Below are 23,487 nucleotides of genomic sequence, written 5' to 3'. Positions count from 1 at the left end.
TAAATCTGAATCCCTGGGCGGTGAATATCACCGCCTTCTGTTTTTATGTCATTGTCTGGAGTAAACCAACATGTCTGACGGCTGGAATATTGCGCTACTGGGCGCGACAGGCGCAGTAGGGAACGCTGTACTGGAACTGCTGGCGGAACGCCAGTTCCCGGTTGGTGAATTGTATCTGCTGGCCAGCGAAAATAGCGCGGGCGAAAACAAACGTTTCGAGGGCCGCACGTTGCGGGTCGAAAATGCAGAGACGTTCGACTGGTCGCAGGCGCAGCTGGCCTTTTTCGTCGCGGGGCGTGACGCCTCAGCCCGTTTTGCGGAGGAAGCGGCCAACGCCGGGTGTCTGGTCATCGACAGCAGCGAGCTGTTTGCGCTGGAGCCGGATGTGCCGCTGGTGGTACCGGATGTGAACCCGCACGTGCTGGCGGATTACCGTAATCGCAATATCATCAGCGTGGCGGATAATCTGGTCAGCCAGCTGCTGACCGCGATTAAACCGCTGCTCGATGCGGCCGGACTGAGCCGCCTGCAGGTGACCAATCTGATCTCGGTCTCCAGCTACGGCAAAGTGGCGGTCGATGCGCTGGCCGGTGAAAGTGCCCGCCTGCTGAATGGCATCCCGGCCGACGATCACCATTTTGGTCGTCAGCTGGCGTTTAACCTGATGCCGCAACAGGCGGATGCGGAAGGCAGCGTTGAGAGTGAGCGCCGGGTGGTTGAGCAGGTGCGTAAAGTGCTGCAGGACGAAGGCCTGCCGATTGCGGTCAGCAGCGTTCAGGCACCGGTCTTCTACGGAAATGCGCAGATCGTGCACATTGAAAACCTGTGTCCGCTCTCGGCGGAGGAAGCGCGTGCCGAACTGGCGCTGGCGTCTGACATTCGTCTCAGTGAAGAAGATGAGGTGCCGACGCCGGTTACGGATGCATCAGGCAACGGCGAGCTCAGCATCGGCGCTGTGCGCAACGACTACGGCATCCCGGAGCTGCTGCAGTTCTGGTCCGTGGCGGACAACATCCGTTTCGGCGGCGCGCTGATGGCGGTGAAAACCGCAGAGAAACTGGTTCAGGAGTACCTGTAAGCATGTCCGAAGGTCAGACGCAAAAACTGGCGCTCGGCATAGAGTATGACGGCAGCCGTTACTACGGCTGGCAGCGCCAGAATGAAGTCCGCAGCGTGCAGGAAAAGGTTGAGCGTGCGCTGTCGAAAGTCGCCGATCATCCGGTCAGCATCTTTTGTGCCGGCCGGACAGATGCCGGCGTGCACGGCACCGGGCAGGTGGTCCATTTCGACACCACGGCGCAGCGGCCTGACGGCGCCTGGACGCTGGGCGTCAACGCCAATCTGCCGCCGGACATAGCCGTTCGCTGGGTGAAAGCGGTGCCGGAAGATTTCCATGCCCGCTTCAGCGCCACCGCCCGCCGCTATCGCTACCTGATCTACAATCAGCGTCTGCGTCCGGCGGTGCTGGCGCAGGGCGTGACGCACTTTTACCATCCTCTGGATGCGGAAAAGATGCAGCGCGCCGGGCAATGCCTGCTGGGCGAGAATGATTTCACCTCATTCCGCGCGGTGCAGTGCCAGTCGCGTACGCCGTGGCGCAACGTGATTCACCTCAACGTGACGCGTCAGGGCCCTTACGTGATTGTGGATATCAAAGCCAACGCCTTTGTGCATCACATGGTGCGCAATATCGTGGGCAGCCTGATGGAGATAGGCTGCGGCAACAAGCCGGAGTCATGGATGGCAACGCTGCTGGCGGCGAAAGATCGGACGTTAGCGGCCGCTACAGCCCGGGCAGAAGGGTTGTATCTGGTGGCGGTGGATTATCCATCCCACTTTGCGTTACCACAGCCGCCGATGGGACCCCTGTTCCTCGCGGATTAATTCACTTTCAGGACATTAAAGGGCACGCTATGGAGTTCCTCCATTTTCTGGTTGATTTTATTCTGCACATTGATGTGCACCTTGCCGAGCTGGTTGCTCAGTACGGCGTCTGGATTTACGCGATTTTGTTCCTGATTTTGTTCTGCGAAACCGGACTGGTGGTGACGCCCTTCCTGCCGGGCGACTCCCTGCTGTTTGTCGCAGGCGCGCTGGCAGCCCTGCCGGGGAACGATCTGAATGTGCATCTGATGGTGGCGCTGTTAGTGACCGCCGCGATTCTGGGCGATGCGGTGAACTACACCATTGGCCGGCTGTTTGGCGAACGGTTGTTCAGTAACCCGGACTCGAAGATTTTCCGCCGCAGCTATCTGGATAAAACCCATGCGTTTTATGCCCGTCACGGCGGAAAAACCATCATCCTGGCGCGCTTTGTGCCAATCGTCCGCACGTTTGCGCCGTTTGTCGCCGGTATGGGCCATATGTCCTATCGCCACTTCGCGCTGTTCAACGTCACCGGTGCGCTGTTATGGGTCCTGCTCTTCTCCTATGCGGGCTACCTGTTTGGCGATCTGCCGGTGGTGCAGGAAAACCTGAAGCTGTTGATTGTGGGCATTATCCTGGTCTCCGTCCTGCCGGGCGTTATCGAAGTCTGGCGTCATCGCCGTCAGGCTAAACAGCAGAAGCTGCCCTGAGACTTTGCTCAGGGGTAAGACCAGATTTTTATCCACAGTCTGAACAGGTTGTGGTTTAATGAGCGACATTTACCGTCTGCTGAAGCGGTTTTCAGCAGTATCAAGACGACTGGACCAGGTCAGTTTTAAACAGAAAGGTCATCAATGAGCTGGATTGAACGAATTCTTAATAAAAGCACCACGACGCCTGCGCGCAAAGCCAGTATCCCGGAAGGGGTCTGGACCAAGTGCGACAGCTGTGGCCAGGTTCTCTACCGCGCCGAGCTGGAGCGTAATCTTGAGGTCTGCCCGAAGTGTGACCATCACATGCGTATGCACGCCCGTGAGCGTCTCGGCAGTTTCCTCGACCAGGGCACCATGGTTGAGCTTGGCAGTGAACTCGAGCCGAAAGATCTGCTCAAGTTCCGCGACTCCAAGAAGTATAAAGATCGTCTGGTCGCCGCCCAGAAAGACACCGGCGAAAAAGATGCATTGATCGTGATGAAAGGTCAGCTGCACGGCATGCCGGTTGTTACGGCCGCCTTTGAATTTGCCTTTATGGGCGGTTCAATGGGCTCTGTGGTCGGCGCGCGTTTTGTCCGTGCGGTTGAGCAGGCGTTAGAAGATAACTGTCCGCTGATCTGCTTCTCCGCCAGTGGCGGTGCACGTATGCAGGAAGCGCTGATGTCGCTGATGCAGATGGCGAAGACCAGTGCGGCGCTGGCGAAAATGCAGGAGCGCGGTCTGCCTTACATTTCCGTGCTGACTGACCCGACCATGGGCGGTGTTTCCGCCAGTTTTGCCATGCTGGGTGACCTCAACGTGGCGGAACCGAAAGCGCTGATCGGCTTTGCCGGCCCACGCGTTATCGAACAGACCGTGCGTGAAAAACTGCCGCCAGGCTTCCAGCGCAGTGAGTTTCTGATTGAAAAGGGCGCGATCGACATGATCATCCGCCGTCCGGAAATGCGCTACAAACTGGCAAGCCTGCTGGCAAAAATGATGAACCTGCCGGCACCGCTGCATGACGGTGAACAGTCCGCCCCTGCGCCGACTGAATCGGAAAGCAACGAGGCCTGACAGGAGATAGAGAGGCGCGTCCACCGCGCCTCTTACCAATGCACCGTATACCGCAGCAGCAGTCTGCCGGGTATCAATAAGCAAAACGGGACATATGGACAATCTTCACCTTCCTCAAGCCACGTCGCCTTTGGCCACGTGGCTTTATTATCTTGAGCACCTGCATACCCAGGCGATCGAACTGGGTCTGGATCGCATTCGCCAGGTGGCACAACGTCTCGACCTGCTGAAACCCGCCCCCTTTGTTTTTACCGTCGCCGGTACCAACGGCAAAGGCACCACCTGCCGCACGCTGGAAACCCTGCTGATGGCCTCAGGCTATCGGGTTGGCGTCTACAGCTCACCCCATCTGGTGCGCTACACCGAGCGCGTCCGGGTTCAGGGAGAGGAGCTGAGCGAAGCGCAGCACTGCGCCAGCTTTGCGGAGATTGAAGCGGGACGGGCAGACATTTCACTGACCTATTTTGAATTCGGCACGCTCTCCGCGCTCAATCTGTTTCGCCAGGCGAAGCTGGATGTGGTGATCCTCGAGGTGGGCCTCGGCGGACGACTGGACGCCACCAATATCGTTGATGCTGATGTCGCCATCGTCACCAGCATTGCTCTGGATCATACCGACTGGCTTGGCCCGGATCGCGAAAGCATCGGGCGGGAAAAAGCGGGTGTGTTCCGGGCAGGCAAACCGGCGGTGGTCGGTGAGCCGGAAATGCCGCAGAGTATCGCCATGGTGGCGCAGGAAAAGGGCGCTAAGCTCATGCAGCGCGACCGTGAATGGTCCTTTCATGCGCAGGCGGAAAGCTGGTCGCTGCGGGATGCGGCCGGTGAACTGAACGATTTGCCCCTGCCGCAGGTGCCGCTGCCCAACGCGGCGACGGCACTGGTGGCCCTGCGCATGTCCGGGCTGGCGGTCAGCGAGGCGCAGATTCGCGCCAGCCTGCCGCTGGCGATGCTGCCAGGACGTTTTCAGACCATCAGTGAATCCCCGCGTGTGATTCTGGACGTGGCGCACAACCCGCATGCGGCGGGCTATCTGGCTTCACGACTGGCCGCCCTGCCGGCACGCGGCAAAGTGCACGCGGTTGTGGGTATGCTGCATGATAAAGATATCGCCGGAACGCTGGCGGCGCTGGCTCCGGTGGTGGATGCCTGGTACTGCGCGCCACTCGATGGCCCGCGCGGTGCCACGGCGGAGCAGCTGCTGAGCAGCCTGCCGCAGGGCGAGGCGTTCAGCTCGGTTGCACTCGCCTGGCAGCAGGCGCGTCAGCAGGCCGCGCCGCAGGACGTTGTGCTGGTTTGTGGGTCATTCCACACCGTGGCGCAGGTCATGGAATCGATTGAAACGGAGAAAGGACGTGGCAAGTAAGTTTCAGAACCGTTTAGTCGGCACGATTATTCTGGTCGCCGTTGGCGTGATTGTCCTGCCAGGGCTGCTGGATGGTCAGAAAAAGCATTATAAAGAGGAGTTCGCCGCGATTCCGCTGGTGCCAAAACCGGACGACCAGCAGGACAGCGAAATGGTGCCGCCGGTCACGCAGTCGCTGCCGTCGCAGCCGCCGGAAGGGGCGGGCAATGCGGTGAGCAGCAGTAACGGCAGCGGTAAAACCAATGTGACGGCAGAACAGGGCCGCACTCAGCCGGAAGAGGAGAGCGATCCGGCTGTGGTCTCGCCGCCGCCGGTTCATCAGTCTGCGCCTGCGCAGACGGTCACGAAGCCGAAGGTCACCGAGCAGCAGAAAGCCAGAGTAACCGAGCAGCCTAAGCCGAAGCCTGTGGAACAGCAGAAGCCGAAAGTGGCAGAGCAGCCGAAGCCGAAGCCGGCTGAACAGCCAAAAGCGGTTGAGCAGCCGAAGGAAGAGACGGCGCCGAAAGCGGCAGAAACCACCGCGCCGGCAGGGCAGGCTTACGTGGTGCAGCTGGGCGCGCTGAAAAACGCCAGCAAAGTGAACGAGATCGTGGCACAGCTTCGGCTCTCGGGCTATCGCGCCTTTACCGTGCCGTCAACGCCGGTGCAGGGGCAGATTACCCGTATTTATGTCGGGCCGGACGCCTCTAAAGCTAAAATGCAGAGCGCAGTGGGCGAGCTGAAAAACATCTCCGGACTGGGCGGTGTGGTGAAGCCTTACAGCGCCCGTTAATCGGGTGATTGGCGCTGCCGATAGCAGTAACAGGCAGCGTCTTTTACCGGCTGGCGCGTTCATTTATAGCGCAGCGTGACGGAAAAAGTGACGATTTTCAACGGCATGAACGGCTGAGAATCACCCGGGCGATAGCGAATTTTTTTATCGCCTTTTTTATGGATGCAGAAAAGGAAAACCGCTACGCAAACGTTTTCTTTTTCTGTTAGAATGCGCCCCGAACTGGATGCAGGGGTGCAATTGCACTGGCGCTGGAAGAGTTCATGATCTGGATTGATTACGTCATTATTGCGGTAGTTGGTTTTTCGGCTCTGGTCAGCCTGATTCGCGGGTTTGTCCGGGAAGCCTTATCTCTTGTTACCTGGGGATGCGCGTTTTTTGTCGCCAGTCATTACTACGCCTACCTTGCAGTCTGGTTTACAGGTTTTGACGACGAACTGGTTCGTAACGGTATCGCCATCGGTGTGCTGTTTGTGGCAACCCTGATAGTCGGGGCCATAGTGAACTACGTTATCGGCACGCTGGTGGAAAAAACCGGCCTGTCGGGAACCGACCGGGTGTTGGGAGTCTGTTTCGGGGCGTTGCGTGGTGTGCTGATTGTGGCCGCTTTGCTGTTCTTCCTTGATACATTCACTGGCTTTTCCAAAAGTCCGGACTGGCAACAGTCTCAACTCATTCCCGAGTTCAGTTATATCATCAGGTGGTTTTTTGATTACCTGAAAAGCACGTCGAGTTTTTTACCCCGGTGATGTGACCGGGAGTGCGGCTTAATGAGGAAATGACAACATGTGCGGTATTGTCGGTATCACCGGTTTCATGCCGGTCAACCAGTCGATCTATGACGCGTTAACGGTGCTCCAGCACCGCGGGCAGGATGCCGCAGGCATTTGTACTATCGATGCGCTGAAATGTTTTCGCCTGCGAAAGGCAAACGGCCTGGTCAGCGACGTTTTCGAAGCACGTCACATGCAGCGTCTGCAGGGCAACATGGGCATTGGTCACGCGCGTTATCCTACGGCAGGAAGCTCCAGTGCCTCTGAAGCGCAGCCTTTCTACGTCAACTCGCCCTATGGCATCACTCTGGCGCACAACGGTAATCTGACTAACGCCCATGAACTGCGTAAGCACCTGTTCGAAAAGGGCCGCCGTCACGTTAACACCACGTCAGATTCTGAAATCCTGCTGAACATCTTTGCGCAGGAACTGGATCGCTTCCAGAACGATCCGCTGGAAGCTGACAACATTTTTTCTGCGGTTGCAGCCCTGCATCAGCAGGTGCGCGGCGCTTACGCCGTCGTGGCGATGATTATCGGACACGGCATGGTCGCCTTCCGCGATCCTAACGGCATTCGTCCGCTGGTCCTCGGCAAGCGCGTCATCGCTGACGGCCGTACCGAATATATGGTTGCCTCAGAGAGCGTGGCGCTTGATACGCTGGGCTTTGAGTTCATCCGTGACGTGGCGCCGGGTGAAGCGGTTTATGTTACTGAAGAGGGCCAGCTGTCGACCCGTCAGTGTGCTGAAAACCCGAAAAGCAATCCGTGCCTGTTCGAGTATGTCTACTTTGCACGTCCCGACTCGTTCCTCGACAAGATTTCGGTCTACAGCGCCCGTGTCCGTATGGGCACCAAGCTCGGCGAAAAAATTGCCCGCGAGTGGGAAGATCTCGATATCGACGTGGTGATTCCAATCCCGGAAACCTCAACCGATATCGCGCTGGAGATTGCGCGTATTCTCGATAAGCCCTATCGACAGGGCTTCGTCAAGAACCGCTACGTCGGCCGCACCTTTATCATGCCAGGTCAGCAGTTACGCCGCAGCGCAGTACGTCGTAAGCTCAACGCGAACCGTGCGGAATTCCGTGATAAAAACGTGCTGCTGGTGGATGACTCCATCGTGCGTGGCACCACTTCCGAGCAGATCATTGAGATGGCGCGTGAAGCGGGCGCAAAACGGGTTTACCTGGCGTCAGCGGCCCCGGAAATTCGCTTCCCGAACGTCTACGGCATCGATATGCCGAGCGCCACGGAGCTGATTGCCCATGGCCGCGAAGTGGAAGAGATCCGCCAGCTGATCAAAGCGGATGCGCTGATTTTCCAGGATCTCAACGATCTGATCGAAGCGGTGCGTGAAGAGAATCCGGATATTACCCAGTTTGAATGTTCGGTTTTCAACGGCGTCTACGTGACCAAAGATGTCGATCAGCAGTATCTGGAGTATCTTGAGTCGCTGCGTAATGATGACGCGAAAGCGCTTCAGCGCCAGAACGAAGTCGAGAACCTCGAGCTGCACAACGAAGGCTGATATCCCCGACAGGCGGACAGCACAGAACAGGGCGGGAGCAATCCCGCCCTGTTTGTTTTCAGAAATCGTCCGGCCGCGTTATGATGGTGCATTAGCGGAGACAAGGTTGGACTATGAAACGACTCATCATTGGCATCTCTGGCGCAAGCGGGGTGATCTACGGCGTGCGCATGCTGCAGGTGTTGCAGCAGGTGGAAGAGGTGGAAACGCATCTGGTCATGAGTCAGGCGGCGCGACAGACGTTGGGGCTGGAGAGCGACTACTCGGTTCGCGACGTACAGGCGCTGGCCGATGTGGTGCACGACGTGCGCGATATTGCCGCGAATATCTCCTCCGGGTCGTTTAAAACGCTGGGCATGGCGATTTTACCCTGCTCGATGAAAACCCTGTCGGGCATCGTTCACAGCTACAGTGACTCCCTGCTGACCCGGGCAGCGGACGTGGTGTTAAAAGAGCAGCGTAAACTGGTGTTGTGCGTGCGCGAGACCCCGCTGCATGTCGGTCATCTGCGCATGATGACCACGGCAGCCGAACTGGGGGCCATCATTATGCCGCCTGTTCCGGCGTTCTATCACCGTCCTGATACCATCGGGCAGATCATCGACCAGACCGTTAATCGCGTTATCGATCAGTTTGATATCGACCTGCCGGAAGATCTGTTTATGCGCTGGCAGGGTGCATAAAGTTCCGCGGGCGCACTTAATTAGTGCATAAGCGCGCCCCGGATCACTCTTCGTGCATCTGACGCACCAAAAGTTAACATCATCGCTTTTTCTCTTTAACTTCACTGCTATATTCCCCCCTATAAACAGGCGCTTTTCGCCGCACTGGCGTCACGCTAACTGCGTGGATAACTTGCAGATCTGGCATGAAACATGCAGATTAATTAGCGCATTCACATCACGAACCACATAACAAAAAGCACTTCACTTGAGGGTAATCTATGAAAAAGCGTGTTCTGGCTCTTTCCCTGATGCTGGGCTTATCCAGTGCTGCCAGCGTCTTTGCAGCGGTTCCGGGGTCGATCCGCATCGGTACAGATCCAACTTACCCACCGTTTGAGTCAAAAAACGCGCAAGGCAAGTTAGTGGGCTTCGATATCGACCTCGCTAACGAAATCTGCAAACGTATCCATACCCAATGTACCTATGTCGAAAGTGATTTCGATGCGCTGATCCCTTCACTGAAAGCGAAGAAAATTGATGCCATCATCTCCTCACTCTCCATCACAGCAAAACGTCAGGAAGAGATCGCCTTCTCAGAAAAACTCTACGCCGCCAACGCACGTTTAGTGGCACCGAAGGGATCAAAAATCGAGCCGACGATTGAATCGCTGAAAGGCAAAAACATCGGTCTGCTGCAGGGCACCACACAGGAAACCTATGCCAATGAGAACTGGCGGCCAAAAGGGGTGACGATTACGCCTTATGCGAACCAGGATCTGGTCTATCAGGATCTGAATGCGGGCCGTATTGATGCCGCTTTCCAGGATGAAGTCCAGGCCAGCGAAGGCTTCCTGAAGCAGTCGGTGGGCAAGAACTACGCGTTTGCCGGTCCGGCGGTAAAAGATGACAAGATCTTTGGTGTCGGAACAGGCATGGGGCTGCGTAAAGATGACAGCGAGCTGAAGGCCGCTATCGACAAAGCCTTTACTGATATGCGTAAAGATGGCACCTACGACAAGATTGCGAAGAAATACTTCGATTTCAATGTGTACGGCGACTAACCATCCTGTCGCTTTATCCTCTGGCTGCTGAAGCCCGCCGGAACGGACGGCTTAACGCCGCTGTGCCCCGGGGTGCGGATGGCAGAGACGCCAGAGTGATAAAGCTAAACTGCCCGTCGATGTCTGGCGGGCAGCGTTTTGTTTTCACCCCACGACAGGACCCTTTCGATGCTGTATGGCTATTCTGATGTAATTCTCAGGGGCACACTGGTGACGCTGGAACTGGCGCTCACTTCCGTCGTGCTGGCAGTGCTGCTGGGGCTGATTGGCGCAGGCGCGAAACTGTCGCGCAGCCGGCCTCTGGCGATGATTTTTGAAGGCTACACCACGCTGATCCGTGGCGTGCCCGACCTCGTATTAATGCTGCTGATCTTCTACGGGCTGCAGATTGTCCTCAACCAGATCACCGATGCGCTGGGCATGGCGCAGTTTGATATCGACCCGATGGTCGCCGGTATCATCACGCTCGGCTTTATCTATGGTGCCTACTTTACTGAAACGTTTCGGGGTGCCTTTATGGCGGTGCCGAAAGGGCAGATTGAAGCGGCCACCGCGTTTGGTTTTACCGGCGCGCAGGTGTTTCGCCGCATTCTGTTCCCGGCCATGATGCGCTATGCGCTGCCCGGCATCGGTAACAACTGGCAGGTGATCCTGAAAGCCACCGCGCTGGTCTCGCTGCTCGGACTGGAAGATGTCGTGAAGGCGACGCAGCTGGCCGGAAAAAGCACCTGGCAGCCGTTCTATTTCGCCATCGTGGCGGGCGTGATTTATCTGCTGTTCACCACGCTGTCGAATGGCGTGCTGTGGTGGCTGAACCGGCGCTATACGGTAGGCGTGAAGAGGGCGACTTATGATTGATATTATTCAGGAATACTGGAAATCGCTGCTCTGGACAGACGGTTATCGCTTTACCGGCGTGGCGATCACGCTCTGGCTGCTGATCCTCTCGGTCGCCATTGGCGGATGCCTGGCTATTCTGCTGGCGATTGCGCGGGTTTCCCCTAATCGCTTTATCAGTTTTCCGGTCTGGCTCTTTACCTACGTCTTCCGTGGCACGCCGCTCTACGTGCAGCTGCTGGTGTTTTACTCCGGGATGTACACGCTGGAGATTGTGAAAGGCACGGAGCTGCTGAATGCCTTTTTCCGCAGTGGCCTGAACTGTACGTTACTCGCCTTTACGCTTAACACCTGCGCCTACACCACGGAGATCTTTGCCGGGGCCATTCGTTCGGTGCCGCACGGGGAGATTGAGGCGGCGCGGGCGTATGGCTTCTCGACCTTTAAACTCTATCGCTGCATCATTCTGCCGTCGGCGCTGCGTACGGCGCTGCCAGCCTACAGCAACGAAGTGATTCTGATGCTGCACTCCACGGCGCTGGCCTTCACCGCGACGGTGCCGGATCTGCTGAAAATCGCGCGGGATATTAACTCCGCGACCTATCAGCCGTTCACCGCCTTCGGCCTGGCGGCGGTGTTATACCTGATTATCTCTTACGTGTTGATCAGCCTGTTCCGCCTGGCGGAACGCCGCTGGCTGGCTCACGTGAAACCCTCTTCATCGCATTGAGTAGAACTATGGCTGACAATAAATTAAGCGTCACCGAATTGCATAAACGTTACGGTGAACATGAAGTGCTGAAAGGGGTCTCGTTAACTGCTAAAGCGGGCGATGTGATCAGTATCATAGGATCGTCCGGTTCAGGGAAAAGTACCTTTTTACGCTGCATCAACTTTCTCGAAAAACCGAGTGAAGGCAGCATCGTCGTCAACAACCAGCAGATCAACTTAGTCCGTGACAAAGATGGTCAGCTGAAAGTGGCTGATAAAGAGCAGCTGCGCGCATTGCGCACCAGCCTGACCATGGTGTTCCAGCACTTCAATCTCTGGAGCCACATGACGGTGCTGGAAAACGTGATGGAAGCGCCGATTCAGGTGCTGGGACTGAGCAAGGCGGAAGCGCGTGAACGGGCAATCCGCTATCTCGATAAAGTCGGCATTGACGCACGGGCACAGGCGAAGTATCCGGTTCATCTCTCGGGTGGTCAGCAGCAGCGTGTCTCGATTGCGCGTGCGCTGGCCATGGAGCCGGAAGTATTACTGTTTGATGAGCCGACCTCGGCGCTCGATCCGGAGCTGGTAGGCGAAGTGCTGCGCATCATGCAGAAGCTGGCTGAGGAGGGCAAAACCATGGTCGTCGTTACCCATGAGATGGAGTTCGCCCGCCACGTTTCCAGCCACGTCATATTCCTGCATCAGGGCAAAATCGAAGAGCAGGGAGCGCCTGCGGAGCTGTTCGGTAACCCGAAAAGCCCGCGACTGCAGCAGTTCCTCAAGGGATCGCTGAAGTAACGGTTAGCGGGGCGGACAGGTGCGGGAAGCAGGGCATCGGCGTGACGTGCCCTGCGCCTGCCTGCCCGCTGCGTCACGTCTGCAGTAACTTCAGCGCCGTGTCCTCGTCGGTCACCAGACCCGATACCCAGCCGCCCTGTAAGGCGGCCCGGATCGCCGGATACTTGCGTTCGCTACCGGCAAAGCCAATGATTTTGCGCTGTGTCTGACTTTCCAGATGCACGCTGGTCAGGAGTTCATCCGTTTCTCCCCACACGCGTTCACCCTGCTGATTGAAGAAGTGACCGAGCATCTCGCCTGCGACGCCACGCGCATTCAGCGCCTCAACCTGCGCATCGGTAATAAATCCCTCGGCGTTCAGCGGACAGCCTGGCATCACTTCGCCAATCCCGACAAAGGCCACGTCTGCCCGTAAGGCGCGTTCGGTGACGCGCTGATACACCTTATGCTGCACCCACATCGCTTTATCTTCAGGCGTGTCGGCGTAGAGGGGGGCCGGAATAAAGAAATACTTACCCTGCATCTTTTCAGCCATCTTCAGCGGGACATCATAGCGTGTCCCGGAATCATCCCGCGCGATGGCGCCAATCATCGAAACGCAATGATGCTGCGGGCGATCCACCCAGGGTAACGCGTCGATGATCGAGCGTAAGGTTTTACCGGAACCAATGCCAAAGACCTGCGGCGCTTCCTCACTGATGAACTGTGCCATTACCGCCGCCCCTTCGACGGCCAGCATTTGCTGAATGGCATCCTCGTTCAGACTGGCCGAGGGCACGACGCGACAGAGTTCCAGACAAAACTTCTCCTGGACCTCACGCGCCAGCTGCAGACAGTGCGTGACGGGATGATCAATTTTTACGTTCACCATGCCCATTTCACGAGCACTGGATACCAGACGCTGCGCCACCTGGCGCGACAATCCCAGTGCCTGCGCAATCTCCTGCTGTGTCACGCCCGCAACGTAATACATCCATGCGGCACGCGCGGCCAGCTCCTGCTTTTTCTCTTCTCTGCTCATCACGCTGTTCCGTCGAATTCAGAGAGACATCTTAACGCGAGCCGGGCAAAAAGCGCTAACCGGGCAAAAGCCCAATAAAAGAGCAAAAGTATTATTTGTGACAGAGCTCGCAGAAGGATCCGCGTAATGAACACTATGCTAACGGCTATCGGGCAAATGCCCCTCACCGTGGCAAATGTTTAATTGAGGCGATTATGACCAATCAATCCGTGTGGATGCATATCGGCGCAGGATCTTTTCATCGGGCACATCAGGCGTGGTATCTGCATCAGCTGCGTAAGCAGGGCGACGAAAGCTGGGGCATCGCGCTGGGCAATATCCGCCAGGATGCCGCGCCGCTGCTTGATCAGCTCGCGCAGCAGCAGGGCGAATATGTGCTGGAAACCGTGACGCCCGAAGGTGAGCGCGACTATGAGACCATCACGTCGCTGCGCAAAATTTTGCCCTGGGACAGCGACATCAGCGCGCTGATTGAGCAGGGCGCCCGTGCGGAAACACGTGTGATTAGCTTCACCGTGACTGAAGCGGGCTACTACCTGACGCCCGCGTTTACGCTGGATCTCAGTCAGGCGGACGTGAAGGCCGATCTGGGTGGTGACATCCGCACCCTCTACGGCGCACTCAGCCGCATTCTGACACAGCGGGTTGCCGGGGGCGGGGCACCGGTCACGCTGCTGAACTGCGACAATCTGCGCCACAATGGCGAGCGTTTTCGTGACGCCTTCCTGGCGTTTCTGACGGCCAAAGGCGATACCGCGCTGGCCGACTGGGTGCGTACACAGACCCGCTCACCGAATACCATGGTCGATCGCATCACCCCGCGACCCACCCCACAGGTGGCCGAACGCGTGCAGGCGGCGACCGGCAGGGAAGAGGGTGCCGCAGTGATGGCCGAATCTTTTATTCAGTGGGTCATTGAGGATGATTTTATTGCCGGACGCCCGGCACTGGAAAAGGTGGGCGTTGAGCTGGTGGAATCGGTGCTGCCGTGGGAAGAGGCGAAAATTCGCATCCTTAATGCGACCCATGCCGCGATTGCCTGGGCGGGCACGCTGATTGGGCTGAACTATATCGATGAGAGCACCCGTCATCCGGCCATTTATAAACTGGCGCACGACTACGTGACCCAGGATGTCATTCCCTCACTTTCACCCAGCCCGCTCGATCTGGCGGATTATCGCGATGTGGTGCTGGCCCGCTTCAGTAATCCCTATATTCAGGACACCAATCAGCGCGTCGGTGCCGATGGCTTGTCCAAAATTCCCGGCATGGTGACGCCAACCCTGCAGGCGTGTTACCAGCGCGGCGTGCAGCCGACCGCAACGGCGGTGATCCCGGCACTCTTCTTCCTGTTTATGCAGCGCTGGGCCAGTGACGACTTACCCTATCCCTATCAGGATGGTGCGCTTCAGGCCGAAACGCTGCGTAAACAGTTCGCCAGTGCCGATCCGCTCCGTGCGTTCCTGAGCGATCGCGCGCTGTTTGCGGAACTGGCGTCCGATAAGGCGTTTCATGAGCTGGTGACGCGCCAGGTGGCGAATCTGCAGCAGTGGCTGAAGCAGCCTGAACTGGCGGCGGTGTAATCATGTATCTCGGTATTGATATCGGTACCTCAGAGCTTAAAGCGCTGATCGTGAACACGCAGGGTGAGATTGTGGCGTCTCAGCACGCCACGCTCAGCGTGCAGCGTCCGCATCCTCACTGGGCAGAACAGGAGCCTGAACGCTGGTGGCAAGCCTGCTGTGAGGTTCTGGCGGGATTGCGTCATCAGTCTCCTCAGGCCTGGGCTGAGATTCGCGCGATAGGATTGTCCGGTCAGATGCACGGGGCCGTGCTGCTGGATGCCGGAGGCAGGGTGCTGCGTCCATGTATCCTGTGGAACGACACGCGCAGCGCACCACAGTGTGAAAGGCTGGCGAAGCAGCATCCCCGGATGATAGCGATCAGCGGCAATATGATTATGCCTGGCTTCACTGCACCGAAGCTCTGCTGGGTTGCGGAACATGAGCCAGAGATCTTCAGCCGTATCGATAAGGTGTTGCTGCCGAAAGATTACCTGCGCTGGCGTCTGACCGGACGCTTTGTCACTGAGCCTTCGGATGCTGCCGGAACGCTGTGGCTCGATGTATCCCGGCGTGACTGGTCGGACGAACTGCTGGCCATCACCGGACTGACGCGTGCCGCCATGCCTGAACTGGTGGAAGGCAGTGCAGTAAGTGGACATCTGCAGCCGACACTGGCGAGCGAGTGGGGCTTATCCACCTCAGTCACGATTGCAGGCGGCGGCGGGGACAATGCCGCGTCGGCCGTCGGGGTAGGAGCGGTGAACGCCGGGGATGCTTTTATCTCACTGGGGACGTCCGGGGTGATTTTTGTGGTCAATGACCGGTTGCAGGCGGACCCGCAATCCGGGGTGCACGCCTTTTGCCATGCGCTGCCGGGCCGCTGGCATCAGATGAGTGTGATGCTCAGCGCCGCCAGTTGTCTGCGCTGGCTGTGCAATCTGCTGTCAGTGAGCGAAAGCCAGCTGATGGAGGAGATGGCTCAGCTCAGTGATGAACAGCTGCGCAGCGCCCCGATTTTTCTGCCCTATCTCTCCGGGGAGCGTACCCCTCACAACGATCCTGACGCCTCCGGTTCTTTCTTCAATCTGCGCCATGAAACGCCGCGCGCCCTGCTGGGCTATGCGGTGATTGAAGGCGTGGCATTCGGACTGGCTGATGGGGCAGAGGCGCTCGGCGAGGCCCGGCACCCCATTCAGCAATACAGCCTCACCGGTGGAGGCGCGCGCAGCACGCTGTGGGCGCAATTGATTGCCGATGTGCTGCAACTGCCGGTTGTTACCCACCCGGCCAGCGCCTCTGGCGCGCTGGGGGCGGCACGTCTGGCGTGGCTGGCTGATGGCGGTGCTGAGCATGAGGTGTGCCTGAAGCCGCCAGTCCAGGCGCGCTATCAACCGGACGACGCTCGCGGAGCCGTGCTGCAACAGCGGCTGCGTCTGTTCCGGGAACTCTACATCCAGCAGCAACAGGTGCGTAACCTGCTGCCTGCCTGACGACTAACCAAACAGAAGGTGATTGTGATGCAATCGAACGAATACTGGTTTGGCTTACCGAAAAAGATGTTCTGGGGCTTCCTCGCTATCGCCATCTTTATGGCGGGCGATGGCTTTGAAATGGCGTTTCTGTCGCGCCATATTACCGATATGGGCTTTTCGCCCGCGCAGTCTGCCGTCGTGTTCACCTTTTATGGTCTGGCAGCCGCGCTGGCAGCCTGGGCATCGGGCGTGGTCGCCGAGCTGATCACGCCGCAGCGCGCGATGATGATTGGCTTTGTGCTGTGGATCGTCATGCATGCCCTGTTTATGTCACTTGGGCTTGGGCTGCGTAACTATCCCCTCATGGTGCTGTTTTACGGCATTCGCGGGCTGGCTTATCCGCTGTTTATCTACTCTTTCATGATGATGCTGGTGCAGGTCTTACCGCGCGAGAAACTGGCGGCGGCGACCGGCTGGTTCTGGGCGATGTATTCAATCGGCATTGGCGTGGTGGGCAGCTATCTGCCCAGCTTGACCATTCCGATGCTGGGGGAGACCGGAACGCTGTGGCTGGCTATCATCTGGGTAGCCTGTGGCGGGATTCTTGCCTGGTTCAGCCTGCGCAACGTGCCGGTAGATCGTTCCCGCGTGAATCTGCCGATGCGTGACAAGATGACAGAGATGTCGCGTGCCGTGACCATCCTGTTCACCAATCAGCATGTCTTTTATGCCTGCCTGATTCGCATCATCAACACGCTGTCGCTGTTTGGTTTCGCCATTATCATGCCACTGCTGTTTGTCGACCGTCTCGGCTTTACCATCTCTGAATGGCTGCAGATCTGGGCGGTGTTCTTCTTTGTTACCATCTTTACGAATATCTTCTGGGGCCTCACCGGTGAGAAGCTGGGCTGGATCCGTCAGGTACGCTGGTTTGGTTGCCTGGGAATGGCTATCTCCAGCCTGACCTTCTATTACCTGCCGCTGTATGCGGGACATAATTTCTGGGTGGCATTAATTCCTGCGGTCATGCTGGGGATCTTTGTCGCCGCGTTTGTGCCGATGACCGCCGTCTTTCCGACGCTGGAGCCGCATCACAAAGGGGCAGCGGTCTCGATTTACAATCTCTCCGCGGGACTCAGTAACTTTGTGGCACCGGCTATCGCCTCTGTCATGCTGCCATTCTTCGACATCGTCGGAGTGGTATGGGCCTACACCGCGCTGTATGTGTTCGCTGGCGTGCTGACCTTTATTATCCGCGTGCCACAACCGGGGCACACGCGGGAAGAGAAGGCGATGCAGTCGCGGGTCGCCGGACAGCGAAGCTAATTACCCCTGCGGCGGCCCCGTGCCGCTGCAGGGTTATCCTGCGACATCCTGCAAGGCTTCCTGCAAATCGTACCAGCGGAAGCCGAAACCAGAGGCTTCCAGCCGCTTCGGCAGCACATGCTGACCGCCCAGCACCAGCACCGACGACTCCCCCATCATCAGCTTAATGGCGCTGGCAGGCGTGCGCATAAAGGCCGGACGATGCATCACCCGCCCCAGCGTGGCGGCAAACTGCTCATTGCGCACCGCGTAAGGCGCTACCATGTTAAATGGGCCATGCAGATCCTCATGATCCAGCAGCCAGAGAATCGCGTTGACCATGTCATCGATATGGATCCAAGGCATATACTGTTTGCCACTGCCGATCGGCCCGCCCGCGCCAAACTTAAACGGCAGTTTCATTTTACTGAGTGCGCCGCCTTCACGAGCCAGCACCACGCCGGTGCGTATCAGGCAGACGCGGGTACGTTCACTCGCGGCGTTGAGTGCCAGCTGCTCCCAGCGGGCGCAGAGCTGATGGGTAAACTCATCATGGCCCTCATCCTCTTCAGTCAGCACCAGATCGCCGGTATTGCCATAGAAGCCGGTTGCCGAACCGGAAATCAGGACGGCGGGTGGCGTTGCGCTGGCATTAATCAGTGAGGCAATCTGCTCGGTGATCTGCCAGCGGCTTTCGCAGAGCTGCTGTTTATGCGGCTCTGTCCAGCGTTTATCGGCAATGGGTTCGCCCGCCAGGTTAATCACGGCATCAATGTTATTGAGGTTTGTCTGCTGCGCCAGACCTGACCAGAGCGCCACGCTCTCGCCCAGTTTTTCGCGTGCGCTGACGATATCCCGCGTCACGACACTGATCTGATGCCCCAGCTGTTGCAGCCGTGGAATCAGATGACGCCCAATCAGTCCCGTGCCACCGGTAATAAGAATGTGCATGTTGCGGCTCCCTTTGTGTTTTTGTTATCTGCTCCTTTCAGCATAGAAGAGCGGAGCCACTCTGAAGTGCCTCGCGTCGCGCTTTGTTATTCCGGCGTGAGAGGTCGGAGCAGCTCAGCGTTGCCTTCCCAAAAAAAAGTCGGTAAACATGATGCAACCCTGACAGCCAATCGAGGTAACCGATGAATTATCCGCCCATTGTCCTGTGGTCAGATTCATCATTTTTCAGTCCTTATGCCATGTCTGCCTATGTTGCTCTTACCGAAAAAGGGGTGCCTTTTCAGCTGAAACGCGTCGATTTATCGCAGAATCAGCAATATGCGGAGGCCTATCGGGCGCTCTCACTGACCTGCCGTGTGCCAACGCTGCAGATTGACAGCTTTCTGCTGAGCGAGTCTTCCGCCATCAGCGAATATCTGGAAGAGCGTTTTCCGGCACCTGAATTTGAGCGGCTCTATCCCCATGACCGCGAGAAGCGCGCCCGCGCCAGAGAGCTTCAGGCCTGGCTGCGCAGTGACTTTATGTGGATCCGCCAGGAGCGCCCGACGGAAGTGCTGTTTGCCGGTGAACGTTTTGCGCCGCTGACGGCGTCAGCACAGCAGGCGGTCACTAAACTGATTGCAGCCGTCGAGCGTCTGCTGCCGGAAGGGCAGCAGAACCTGTTTGGCGAATGGTCCATCGCGGATACCGATCTGGCGGTGATGCTCAACCGGCTGGTATTGCATGGCGATCCCTTACCGACACGTTTGCAGCACTATGCTGAATTTCAATGGCAGCGAGCCTCAGTCCAGCTGTGGTTAGCAGAAAGTGGTAAAAATCGATAACTGTCAGGGCTTGCTCAGGCTGACGGAAGTGATTACCTTACGCCACATTAAAATAACAAGTGGCAAACTGCGTGCATCTGGGCACGCCAAACAGGAAAGGGTTACGGATGGTGGATCAAACTGCGGGTGACGGCATCGAGTGGGTCGATATTGTAAGCGAAGAGAATGAAGTCGTTGCTCAGGCGACACGTGCGCAGATGCGCGCTCAGTGCCTGCGTCACCGCGCCACCTATATCGTGGTTCATGACGGTATGGGCAAGATTCTGGTTCAGCGTCGCACGGAAACAAAAGATTTCATGCCGGGCAAACTCGACGCAACGGCGGGTGGCGTGGTGCAGAGCGGTGAGGATATGCTGGAGTCTGCGCGTCGCGAAGCTGAAGAGGAACTGGGCATTGCCGCCGTGCCTTTTGCTGAGCATGGCAAATTCTACTTTGAAGATCAGCACTGCCGCGTCTGGGGTGGCCTGTTCAGTTGCGTGTCCCACGGGCCTTTCGCGATGCAGGAGTCCGAAGTCGATGAGATTTTCTGGATGACGCCCGACGAGATCACCGCCCGCTGCGATGAGTTTACTGACGATTCGCTGAAAGCGCTGTCGCTGTGGATGAGTCGTAACGGCGATAGCCGCGACTGAGACGGTTCCGGCGCCTTGCCTCAACGGGCAGCGCCGAATCGCACATTTGCGGATTAAAAAAAAGGCATGCCCCGGGGCATGCCTTTTCTGTTCTCACCTGGCGCTTAGCCTTCAGCCTGCTGGGACTGAATGGCGGTCAGCGCGATGGTGTAGACGATGTCGTCGACCAGCGCGCCGCGCGACAGGTCATTGACCGGCTTACGCATCCCCTGCAGCATCGGCCCGATCGAGATCAGATCGGCGGAACGCTGAACCGCTTTGTAGGTGGTGTTACCGGTGTTGAGATCCGGGAAGATAAACACGGTGGCGCGACCCGCAACCTGTGAGTTGGGCGCTTTTGATTTTGCCACATCTTCCATGATCGCGGCGTCATACTGCAGCGGACCATCGATCACCAGGTCAGGACGTTTTTCCTGCGCAATCCGTGTGGCTTCACGCACTTTTTCCACGTCGCTACCTGCACCGGAGGTGCCGGTGGAGTAGGAGATCATCGCCACACGCGGGTCGATACCAAAGGCTTTGGCAGAATCGGCGGACTGAATCGCGATTTCGGCCAGCTGCTCAGCGGTAGGGTCCGGGTTAATCGCGCAGTCACCGTAAACCAGCACCTGCTCAGGCAGCAGCATAAAGAACACCGATGAAACCAGTGAGCTGTTCGGCGCGGTTTTGATCAGCTGCAGTGGCGGACGAATGGTGTTGGCGGTGGTATGAACCGCACCGGATACCAGACCATCCACTTCACCGCTCTCCAGCATCATGGTGCCCAGCACCACGTTATCTTCCAGCTGCTCCTGCGCGACAACTTCGGTCATACCTTTATTCTTGCGCAGCTCAACCAGGCGCGGCACATAGTTTTCACGAACCTGTTCCGGGTCAACGATCTCAACCCCTTTGCCCAGCTCAACCCCCTGAGCCGCCGCAACACGCTGGATCTCATCCGGGTTGCCTAACAGCACGCAGGTGGCGATACCGCGTTCAGCACAGATAGCGGCCGCTTTAACGGTGCGCGGCTCATCGCCCTCTGGCAGAACGACGCGTTTGCCCGCTTTACGCGCCAGCTCGGTCAGCTGATAGCGGAAGGCCGGTGGCGACAGGCGACGGCTGCGTTCTGACGTGGCGGTCAGCGACTCAATCCAGTCAGCGTTGATGTAGCTGGCAACATACTCCTGCACTTTCTCAATGCGCTGGGTGTCGTCAGCCGGGACTTCAAGGTTGAAGCTCTGCAGGCTCAGGGAGGTCTGCCAGGTGTTGGTTTTCACCATAAACACCGGCAGGCCGGTCTGGAAGGCGCGGTCGCAAAGACGGGCGATGCGATCGTCAATCTCGTAGTTTCCGGTCAGCAGGATAGCGCCGATTTCGATGCCGTTCATGGCGGCCAGACAGGCCGCGACCAGCACATCCGGGCGGTCTGCGGAGGTGACCAGCAGAGAGCCAGGACGGAAATGTTCCAGCATGTGCGGGATACTGCGGGCGCAGAAGGTTACCGATTTCACCCGGCGGGTCTGAATCTCACCTTCGTTGATGATGCGCGCACCCAGGTGGCGGCACATGTCGATCGCGCGGGTCGCAATCAGATCAAAGCTCCACGGCACGCAGCCCAGAACCGGCAGCGGGCTGTCTGAGAAGAGCTGCTTAGGATCGATATTGGCGATGCTGGCTTTCGACGAATCATCGAAGATCTCTGACAGGTCAGGGCGGGTACGTCCCTGATCGTCAACCGGCGCGTTCAGTTTATTGATAATCACGCCCGTGATGTTTTTATTCTTCTGACCGCCGAAGCTGCTCTGGGTCAACTCAATGCGCTCTTTCAGCTGGGCCGGTGAGTCATTACCCAGCGCCATCACAAAGACGATCTCGGCATTCAGCGTTTTGGCAATTTCATAATTCAGTGCGTTGGCGAACTGATGCTTACGGGTCGGCACCAGACCTTCAACCAGCACCACTTCCGCATCCTGCGTGTTGGCGTGATAGCGGGAGATGATCTCCTCCATCAGCACATCCTGCTGGTTCGATCCCAGCAGTGATTCCACACGGGACATCTGCAGCGGTTCGGCGGCAGGAATCGAGGAGTTCTTGCGAATGATGGTGGTGGTTTGATCCGGGGTATCGCCGCCAGCACGCGGCTGCGCAATCGGCTTAAAGACGCTGAGGCGGACGCCTTTGCGCTCCATGGCGCGGATAACGCCGAGGCTGACGCTGGTCAGGCCGACGCTGGTGCCGGTCGGAATGAGCATAATTGTACGTGACACGTTTGAACCTCTCAGTAATGGCAGGGTGTCAAAAACAACTCCGTCAGCCTGAGCTGACGGAGAGAAGGGGTTATGCAGTCAGACGCGCAGCGTCCTGGGCGATGACCAGCTCTTCGTTGGTCGGAATCACCAGGGCCGGACGGGTGCCTTCTTTATTGATGTAGCCAGACTTACCGAAGCGCGCTGCAAGGTTGCGATCATGATCAACCTCAAAGCCCAGCAGCGCCAGTTTTTTCAATGAAAGTTCACGCACCATCGCCGCGTTCTCACCGATGCCGCCGGTGAAGACCACGGCATCAAGACGACCGTCCATCAGCGCCGTGTAGCTGCCGATATATTTCGCCAGGCGGTGGCAGAACACATCCATCGCACGTTTCGCATCTTCTTTCGTCGCGTAGTTATCTTCCACGTAGCGGCAGTCGCTGGTGACTTCGGTCAGACCTAACAGGCCAGACTCTTTGGTCAGCAGTTTATTGATGGCGTCAACGCTCATGCCCAGGGTGTCGTGCAGGAAGAAAACAATCGCCGGGTCGATGTCGCCACTGCGGGTGCCCATCACCAGCCCTTCCAGTGGCGTCAGCCCCATGGAGGTATCGACGCACTCGCCATTACGGATGGCAGAGACAGAACCGCCGTTACCAAGATGGCAGGTGATGATGTTCAGTGATTCAAGCGGTTTATTGAGCATTCTGGCCGCTTCGTGTGTCACATAGAAGTGGCTGGTGCCATGCGCGCCGTAGCGACGCACGCCGTGCTCTTTGTACAATTTGTAGGGCAGGGCGTAGAGATAAGACTCTTCCGGCATTGTCTGATGGAAAGCGGTGTCGAATACGGCGACATTCTTATCTGACAGGTGCGGGAAGTTTTTCATCGCTTCATCAATCCCGATCAGATGAGCCGGGTTATGCAGCGGGGCAAAGGAGGAGGCGTCTTTGATGCCCTGAATCACCTCTTCAGAGATGATAACGGACTGAGTCAGCTTCTCGCCGCCATGAACAATACGATGACCGATTGCAGCAATTTGTGCCGAAAGCTCTGGTTTTTGTGCCAGAATGGATTTAACGATGAAGTTCAGCGCTTCGCTATGCGCTGCACCGGCACCGAGAGGCGCTTCCTGTTTTTCGCCGTCCAGTTTCCATTTAATACGTGCTTCTGGAAGGTGGAAACATTCTGCCAGGCCCGACAGGAACTCTTCGCCGCTGGCAGGGTTGAGGATGGCAAACTTAAGGGAAGAGCTGCCACAGTTCAGAACCAGAACTAACTTACTCGACATGGAAGTACCTATTTTTTGAGAGTGGCTAAATAAAACGCAATCAGAC

The 23,487-nt window shown here is 57.5% G+C and carries 22 protein-coding genes; 18 read left to right on the top strand and 4 right to left on the bottom strand.

What is annotated here, in order from left to right; translation table 11 throughout:
- The first annotated feature begins 70 nt into the window (after window positions 1–70).
- The 13 genes from AC6I7A_RS13065 (at window position 71) to hisP (ending at window position 12,149) form a co-directional block, all read left to right on the top strand.
- Entirely contained in the window at window positions 71–1,078 is a 1,008-nt protein-coding gene (locus tag AC6I7A_RS13065) for an aspartate-semialdehyde dehydrogenase (RefSeq protein ID WP_058956875.1), read from the top strand.
- A 2-nt stretch (window positions 1,079–1,080) separates the two neighbouring features.
- On the top strand, window positions 1,081–1,884 hold the full coding sequence (gene truA / locus AC6I7A_RS13060) for a tRNA pseudouridine(38-40) synthase TruA (RefSeq protein ID WP_046102282.1): 804 nt from the start codon (window positions 1,081–1,083) through the stop codon (window positions 1,882–1,884).
- A 29-nt stretch (window positions 1,885–1,913) separates the two neighbouring features.
- Window positions 1,914–2,576 (top strand): DedA family protein, encoded by a 663-nt coding sequence (locus AC6I7A_RS13055; protein WP_009088975.1) that lies wholly within the window; start codon window positions 1,914–1,916, stop codon window positions 2,574–2,576.
- Window positions 2,577–2,720: 144 nt separating this feature from the next.
- Window positions 2,721–3,635, top strand: a complete 915-nt coding sequence (accD, locus tag AC6I7A_RS13050; protein WP_046102281.1) for an acetyl-CoA carboxylase, carboxyltransferase subunit beta — start codon at window positions 2,721–2,723, stop codon at window positions 3,633–3,635.
- Between the two features lie 94 nt (window positions 3,636–3,729).
- Window positions 3,730–4,998, top strand: coding sequence for a bifunctional tetrahydrofolate synthase/dihydrofolate synthase (gene folC / locus AC6I7A_RS13045; RefSeq protein ID WP_058956876.1), 1,269 nt, complete (start codon window positions 3,730–3,732; stop codon window positions 4,996–4,998).
- The gene (gene dedD, locus AC6I7A_RS13040; protein WP_009088978.1) at window positions 4,988–5,770 is read left to right on the top strand and encodes a cell division protein DedD; all 783 of its coding nucleotides are present in this window, start codon (window positions 4,988–4,990) and stop codon (window positions 5,768–5,770) included. Before folC ends, dedD begins: the two co-directional genes overlap by 11 nt.
- A 263-nt stretch (window positions 5,771–6,033) precedes the next feature.
- Window positions 6,034–6,519 (top strand): colicin V production protein, encoded by a 486-nt coding sequence (gene cvpA / locus AC6I7A_RS13035; protein WP_009088980.1) that lies wholly within the window; start codon window positions 6,034–6,036, stop codon window positions 6,517–6,519.
- Between the two features lie 37 nt (window positions 6,520–6,556).
- Window positions 6,557–8,074 carry an amidophosphoribosyltransferase gene (gene purF, locus AC6I7A_RS13030; RefSeq protein ID WP_009088981.1) on the top strand — a complete coding sequence of 506 codons (1,518 nt, stop codon included), beginning with the start codon at window positions 6,557–6,559 and terminating at the stop codon, window positions 8,072–8,074.
- Between the two features lie 113 nt (window positions 8,075–8,187).
- Window positions 8,188–8,757: a UbiX family flavin prenyltransferase gene (locus tag AC6I7A_RS13025; RefSeq protein ID WP_009088982.1), complete on the top strand. Its 570-nt coding sequence runs from the start codon at window positions 8,188–8,190 to the stop codon at window positions 8,755–8,757.
- A 260-nt stretch (window positions 8,758–9,017) separates the two neighbouring features.
- Window positions 9,018–9,800 carry a lysine/arginine/ornithine ABC transporter substrate-binding protein ArgT gene (gene argT, locus AC6I7A_RS13020; RefSeq protein ID WP_058956877.1) on the top strand — a complete coding sequence of 261 codons (783 nt, stop codon included), beginning with the start codon at window positions 9,018–9,020 and terminating at the stop codon, window positions 9,798–9,800.
- Window positions 9,801–9,968: 168 nt separating this feature from the next.
- Window positions 9,969–10,658 (top strand): histidine ABC transporter permease HisQ, encoded by a 690-nt coding sequence (locus tag AC6I7A_RS13015; protein WP_009088984.1) that lies wholly within the window; start codon window positions 9,969–9,971, stop codon window positions 10,656–10,658.
- Window positions 10,651–11,367 (top strand): ABC transporter permease, encoded by a 717-nt coding sequence (locus tag AC6I7A_RS13010; RefSeq protein WP_009088985.1) that lies wholly within the window; start codon window positions 10,651–10,653, stop codon window positions 11,365–11,367. The genes AC6I7A_RS13015 and AC6I7A_RS13010 overlap by 8 nt, the downstream gene beginning before the upstream one ends.
- An 8-nt stretch (window positions 11,368–11,375) precedes the next feature.
- Window positions 11,376–12,149: a histidine ABC transporter ATP-binding protein HisP gene (gene hisP, locus AC6I7A_RS13005; protein WP_009088986.1), complete on the top strand. Its 774-nt coding sequence runs from the start codon at window positions 11,376–11,378 to the stop codon at window positions 12,147–12,149.
- Window positions 12,150–12,222: 73 nt separating this feature from the next.
- On the opposite strand, the gene AC6I7A_RS13000 is transcribed toward hisP, so the two are convergent.
- On the bottom strand, window positions 12,223–13,170 hold the full coding sequence (locus tag AC6I7A_RS13000; protein ID WP_058956878.1) for a sugar-binding transcriptional regulator: 948 nt from the start codon (window positions 13,168–13,170) through the stop codon (window positions 12,223–12,225).
- Window positions 13,171–13,364: 194 nt separating this feature from the next.
- Here AC6I7A_RS13000 and dalD point away from each other — a divergent pair, with 194 nt between their 5' ends.
- The 3 genes from dalD to AC6I7A_RS12985 are packed head-to-tail and all read left to right on the top strand — an operon-like array spanning window position 13,365 to window position 17,533.
- A complete protein-coding gene (gene dalD / locus AC6I7A_RS12995) occupies window positions 13,365–14,753 on the top strand; it encodes a D-arabinitol 4-dehydrogenase (RefSeq protein WP_058956879.1) in 1,389 nt (462 codons plus the stop codon).
- Between the two features lie 2 nt (window positions 14,754–14,755).
- Complete coding sequence (gene xylB, locus AC6I7A_RS12990; protein ID WP_058956880.1) at window positions 14,756–16,225, top strand: xylulokinase; 1,470 nt, start codon at window positions 14,756–14,758, stop codon at window positions 16,223–16,225.
- A 27-nt stretch (window positions 16,226–16,252) separates the two neighbouring features.
- Window positions 16,253–17,533: an MFS transporter gene (locus AC6I7A_RS12985; RefSeq protein WP_009088990.1), complete on the top strand. Its 1,281-nt coding sequence runs from the start codon at window positions 16,253–16,255 to the stop codon at window positions 17,531–17,533.
- Between the two features lie 33 nt (window positions 17,534–17,566).
- On the opposite strand, the gene AC6I7A_RS12980 is transcribed toward AC6I7A_RS12985, so the two are convergent.
- Entirely contained in the window at window positions 17,567–18,463 is an 897-nt protein-coding gene (locus tag AC6I7A_RS12980) for a TIGR01777 family oxidoreductase (protein WP_058956881.1), read from the bottom strand.
- A 182-nt stretch (window positions 18,464–18,645) separates the two neighbouring features.
- On the opposite strand from AC6I7A_RS12980, the gene yfcF reads away from it, so the two are divergent.
- Window positions 18,646–19,287: a glutathione transferase gene (gene yfcF / locus AC6I7A_RS12975; protein WP_009088994.1), complete on the top strand. Its 642-nt coding sequence runs from the start codon at window positions 18,646–18,648 to the stop codon at window positions 19,285–19,287.
- A 107-nt stretch (window positions 19,288–19,394) separates the two neighbouring features.
- The gene (yfcD, locus tag AC6I7A_RS12970; RefSeq protein ID WP_009088996.1) at window positions 19,395–19,919 is read left to right on the top strand and encodes an NUDIX hydrolase YfcD; all 525 of its coding nucleotides are present in this window, start codon (window positions 19,395–19,397) and stop codon (window positions 19,917–19,919) included.
- Window positions 19,920–20,023: 104 nt separating this feature from the next.
- Here the strand turns inward: yfcD and pta are convergent, their stop codons facing one another.
- Entirely contained in the window at window positions 20,024–22,168 is a 2,145-nt protein-coding gene (gene pta / locus AC6I7A_RS12965; RefSeq protein WP_009088998.1) for a phosphate acetyltransferase, read from the bottom strand.
- Between the two features lie 70 nt (window positions 22,169–22,238).
- Window positions 22,239–23,441 (bottom strand): acetate kinase, encoded by a 1,203-nt coding sequence (gene ackA / locus AC6I7A_RS12960; protein WP_058956882.1) that lies wholly within the window; start codon window positions 23,439–23,441, stop codon window positions 22,239–22,241.
- Window positions 23,442–23,487 lie beyond the last annotated feature (46 nt).

Source organism: Type-F symbiont of Plautia stali (assembly GCF_059731105.1).
This window is presented reverse-complemented; position numbering and strand designations above follow the sequence as displayed.

Coding starts and splice junctions, on each gene's coding strand:
- AC6I7A_RS13065 (WP_058956875.1), top strand. CDS start 71: ATGTCTGACGGCTGGAATATTGCGCTACTGGGCGCGACAGGCGCAGTA.
- truA (WP_046102282.1), top strand. CDS start 1,081: ATGTCCGAAGGTCAGACGCAAAAACTGGCGCTCGGCATAGAGTATGAC.
- AC6I7A_RS13055 (WP_009088975.1), top strand. CDS start 1,914: ATGGAGTTCCTCCATTTTCTGGTTGATTTTATTCTGCACATTGATGTG.
- accD (WP_046102281.1), top strand. CDS start 2,721: ATGAGCTGGATTGAACGAATTCTTAATAAAAGCACCACGACGCCTGCG.
- folC (WP_058956876.1), top strand. CDS start 3,730: ATGGACAATCTTCACCTTCCTCAAGCCACGTCGCCTTTGGCCACGTGG.
- cvpA (WP_009088980.1), top strand. CDS start 6,034: ATGATCTGGATTGATTACGTCATTATTGCGGTAGTTGGTTTTTCGGCT.
- purF (WP_009088981.1), top strand. CDS start 6,557: ATGTGCGGTATTGTCGGTATCACCGGTTTCATGCCGGTCAACCAGTCG.
- AC6I7A_RS13025 (WP_009088982.1), top strand. CDS start 8,188: ATGAAACGACTCATCATTGGCATCTCTGGCGCAAGCGGGGTGATCTAC.
- argT (WP_058956877.1), top strand. CDS start 9,018: ATGAAAAAGCGTGTTCTGGCTCTTTCCCTGATGCTGGGCTTATCCAGT.
- AC6I7A_RS13015 (WP_009088984.1), top strand. CDS start 9,969: ATGCTGTATGGCTATTCTGATGTAATTCTCAGGGGCACACTGGTGACG.
- AC6I7A_RS13010 (WP_009088985.1), top strand. CDS start 10,651: ATGATTGATATTATTCAGGAATACTGGAAATCGCTGCTCTGGACAGAC.
- hisP (WP_009088986.1), top strand. CDS start 11,376: ATGGCTGACAATAAATTAAGCGTCACCGAATTGCATAAACGTTACGGT.
- AC6I7A_RS13000 (WP_058956878.1), bottom strand. CDS start 13,170: ATGAGCAGAGAAGAGAAAAAGCAGGAGCTGGCCGCGCGTGCCGCATGG.
- dalD (WP_058956879.1), top strand. CDS start 13,365: ATGACCAATCAATCCGTGTGGATGCATATCGGCGCAGGATCTTTTCAT.
- xylB (WP_058956880.1), top strand. CDS start 14,756: ATGTATCTCGGTATTGATATCGGTACCTCAGAGCTTAAAGCGCTGATC.
- AC6I7A_RS12985 (WP_009088990.1), top strand. CDS start 16,253: ATGCAATCGAACGAATACTGGTTTGGCTTACCGAAAAAGATGTTCTGG.
- AC6I7A_RS12980 (WP_058956881.1), bottom strand. CDS start 18,463: ATGCACATTCTTATTACCGGTGGCACGGGACTGATTGGGCGTCATCTG.
- yfcF (WP_009088994.1), top strand. CDS start 18,646: ATGAATTATCCGCCCATTGTCCTGTGGTCAGATTCATCATTTTTCAGT.
- yfcD (WP_009088996.1), top strand. CDS start 19,395: ATGGTGGATCAAACTGCGGGTGACGGCATCGAGTGGGTCGATATTGTA.
- ackA (WP_058956882.1), bottom strand. CDS start 23,441: ATGTCGAGTAAGTTAGTTCTGGTTCTGAACTGTGGCAGCTCTTCCCTT.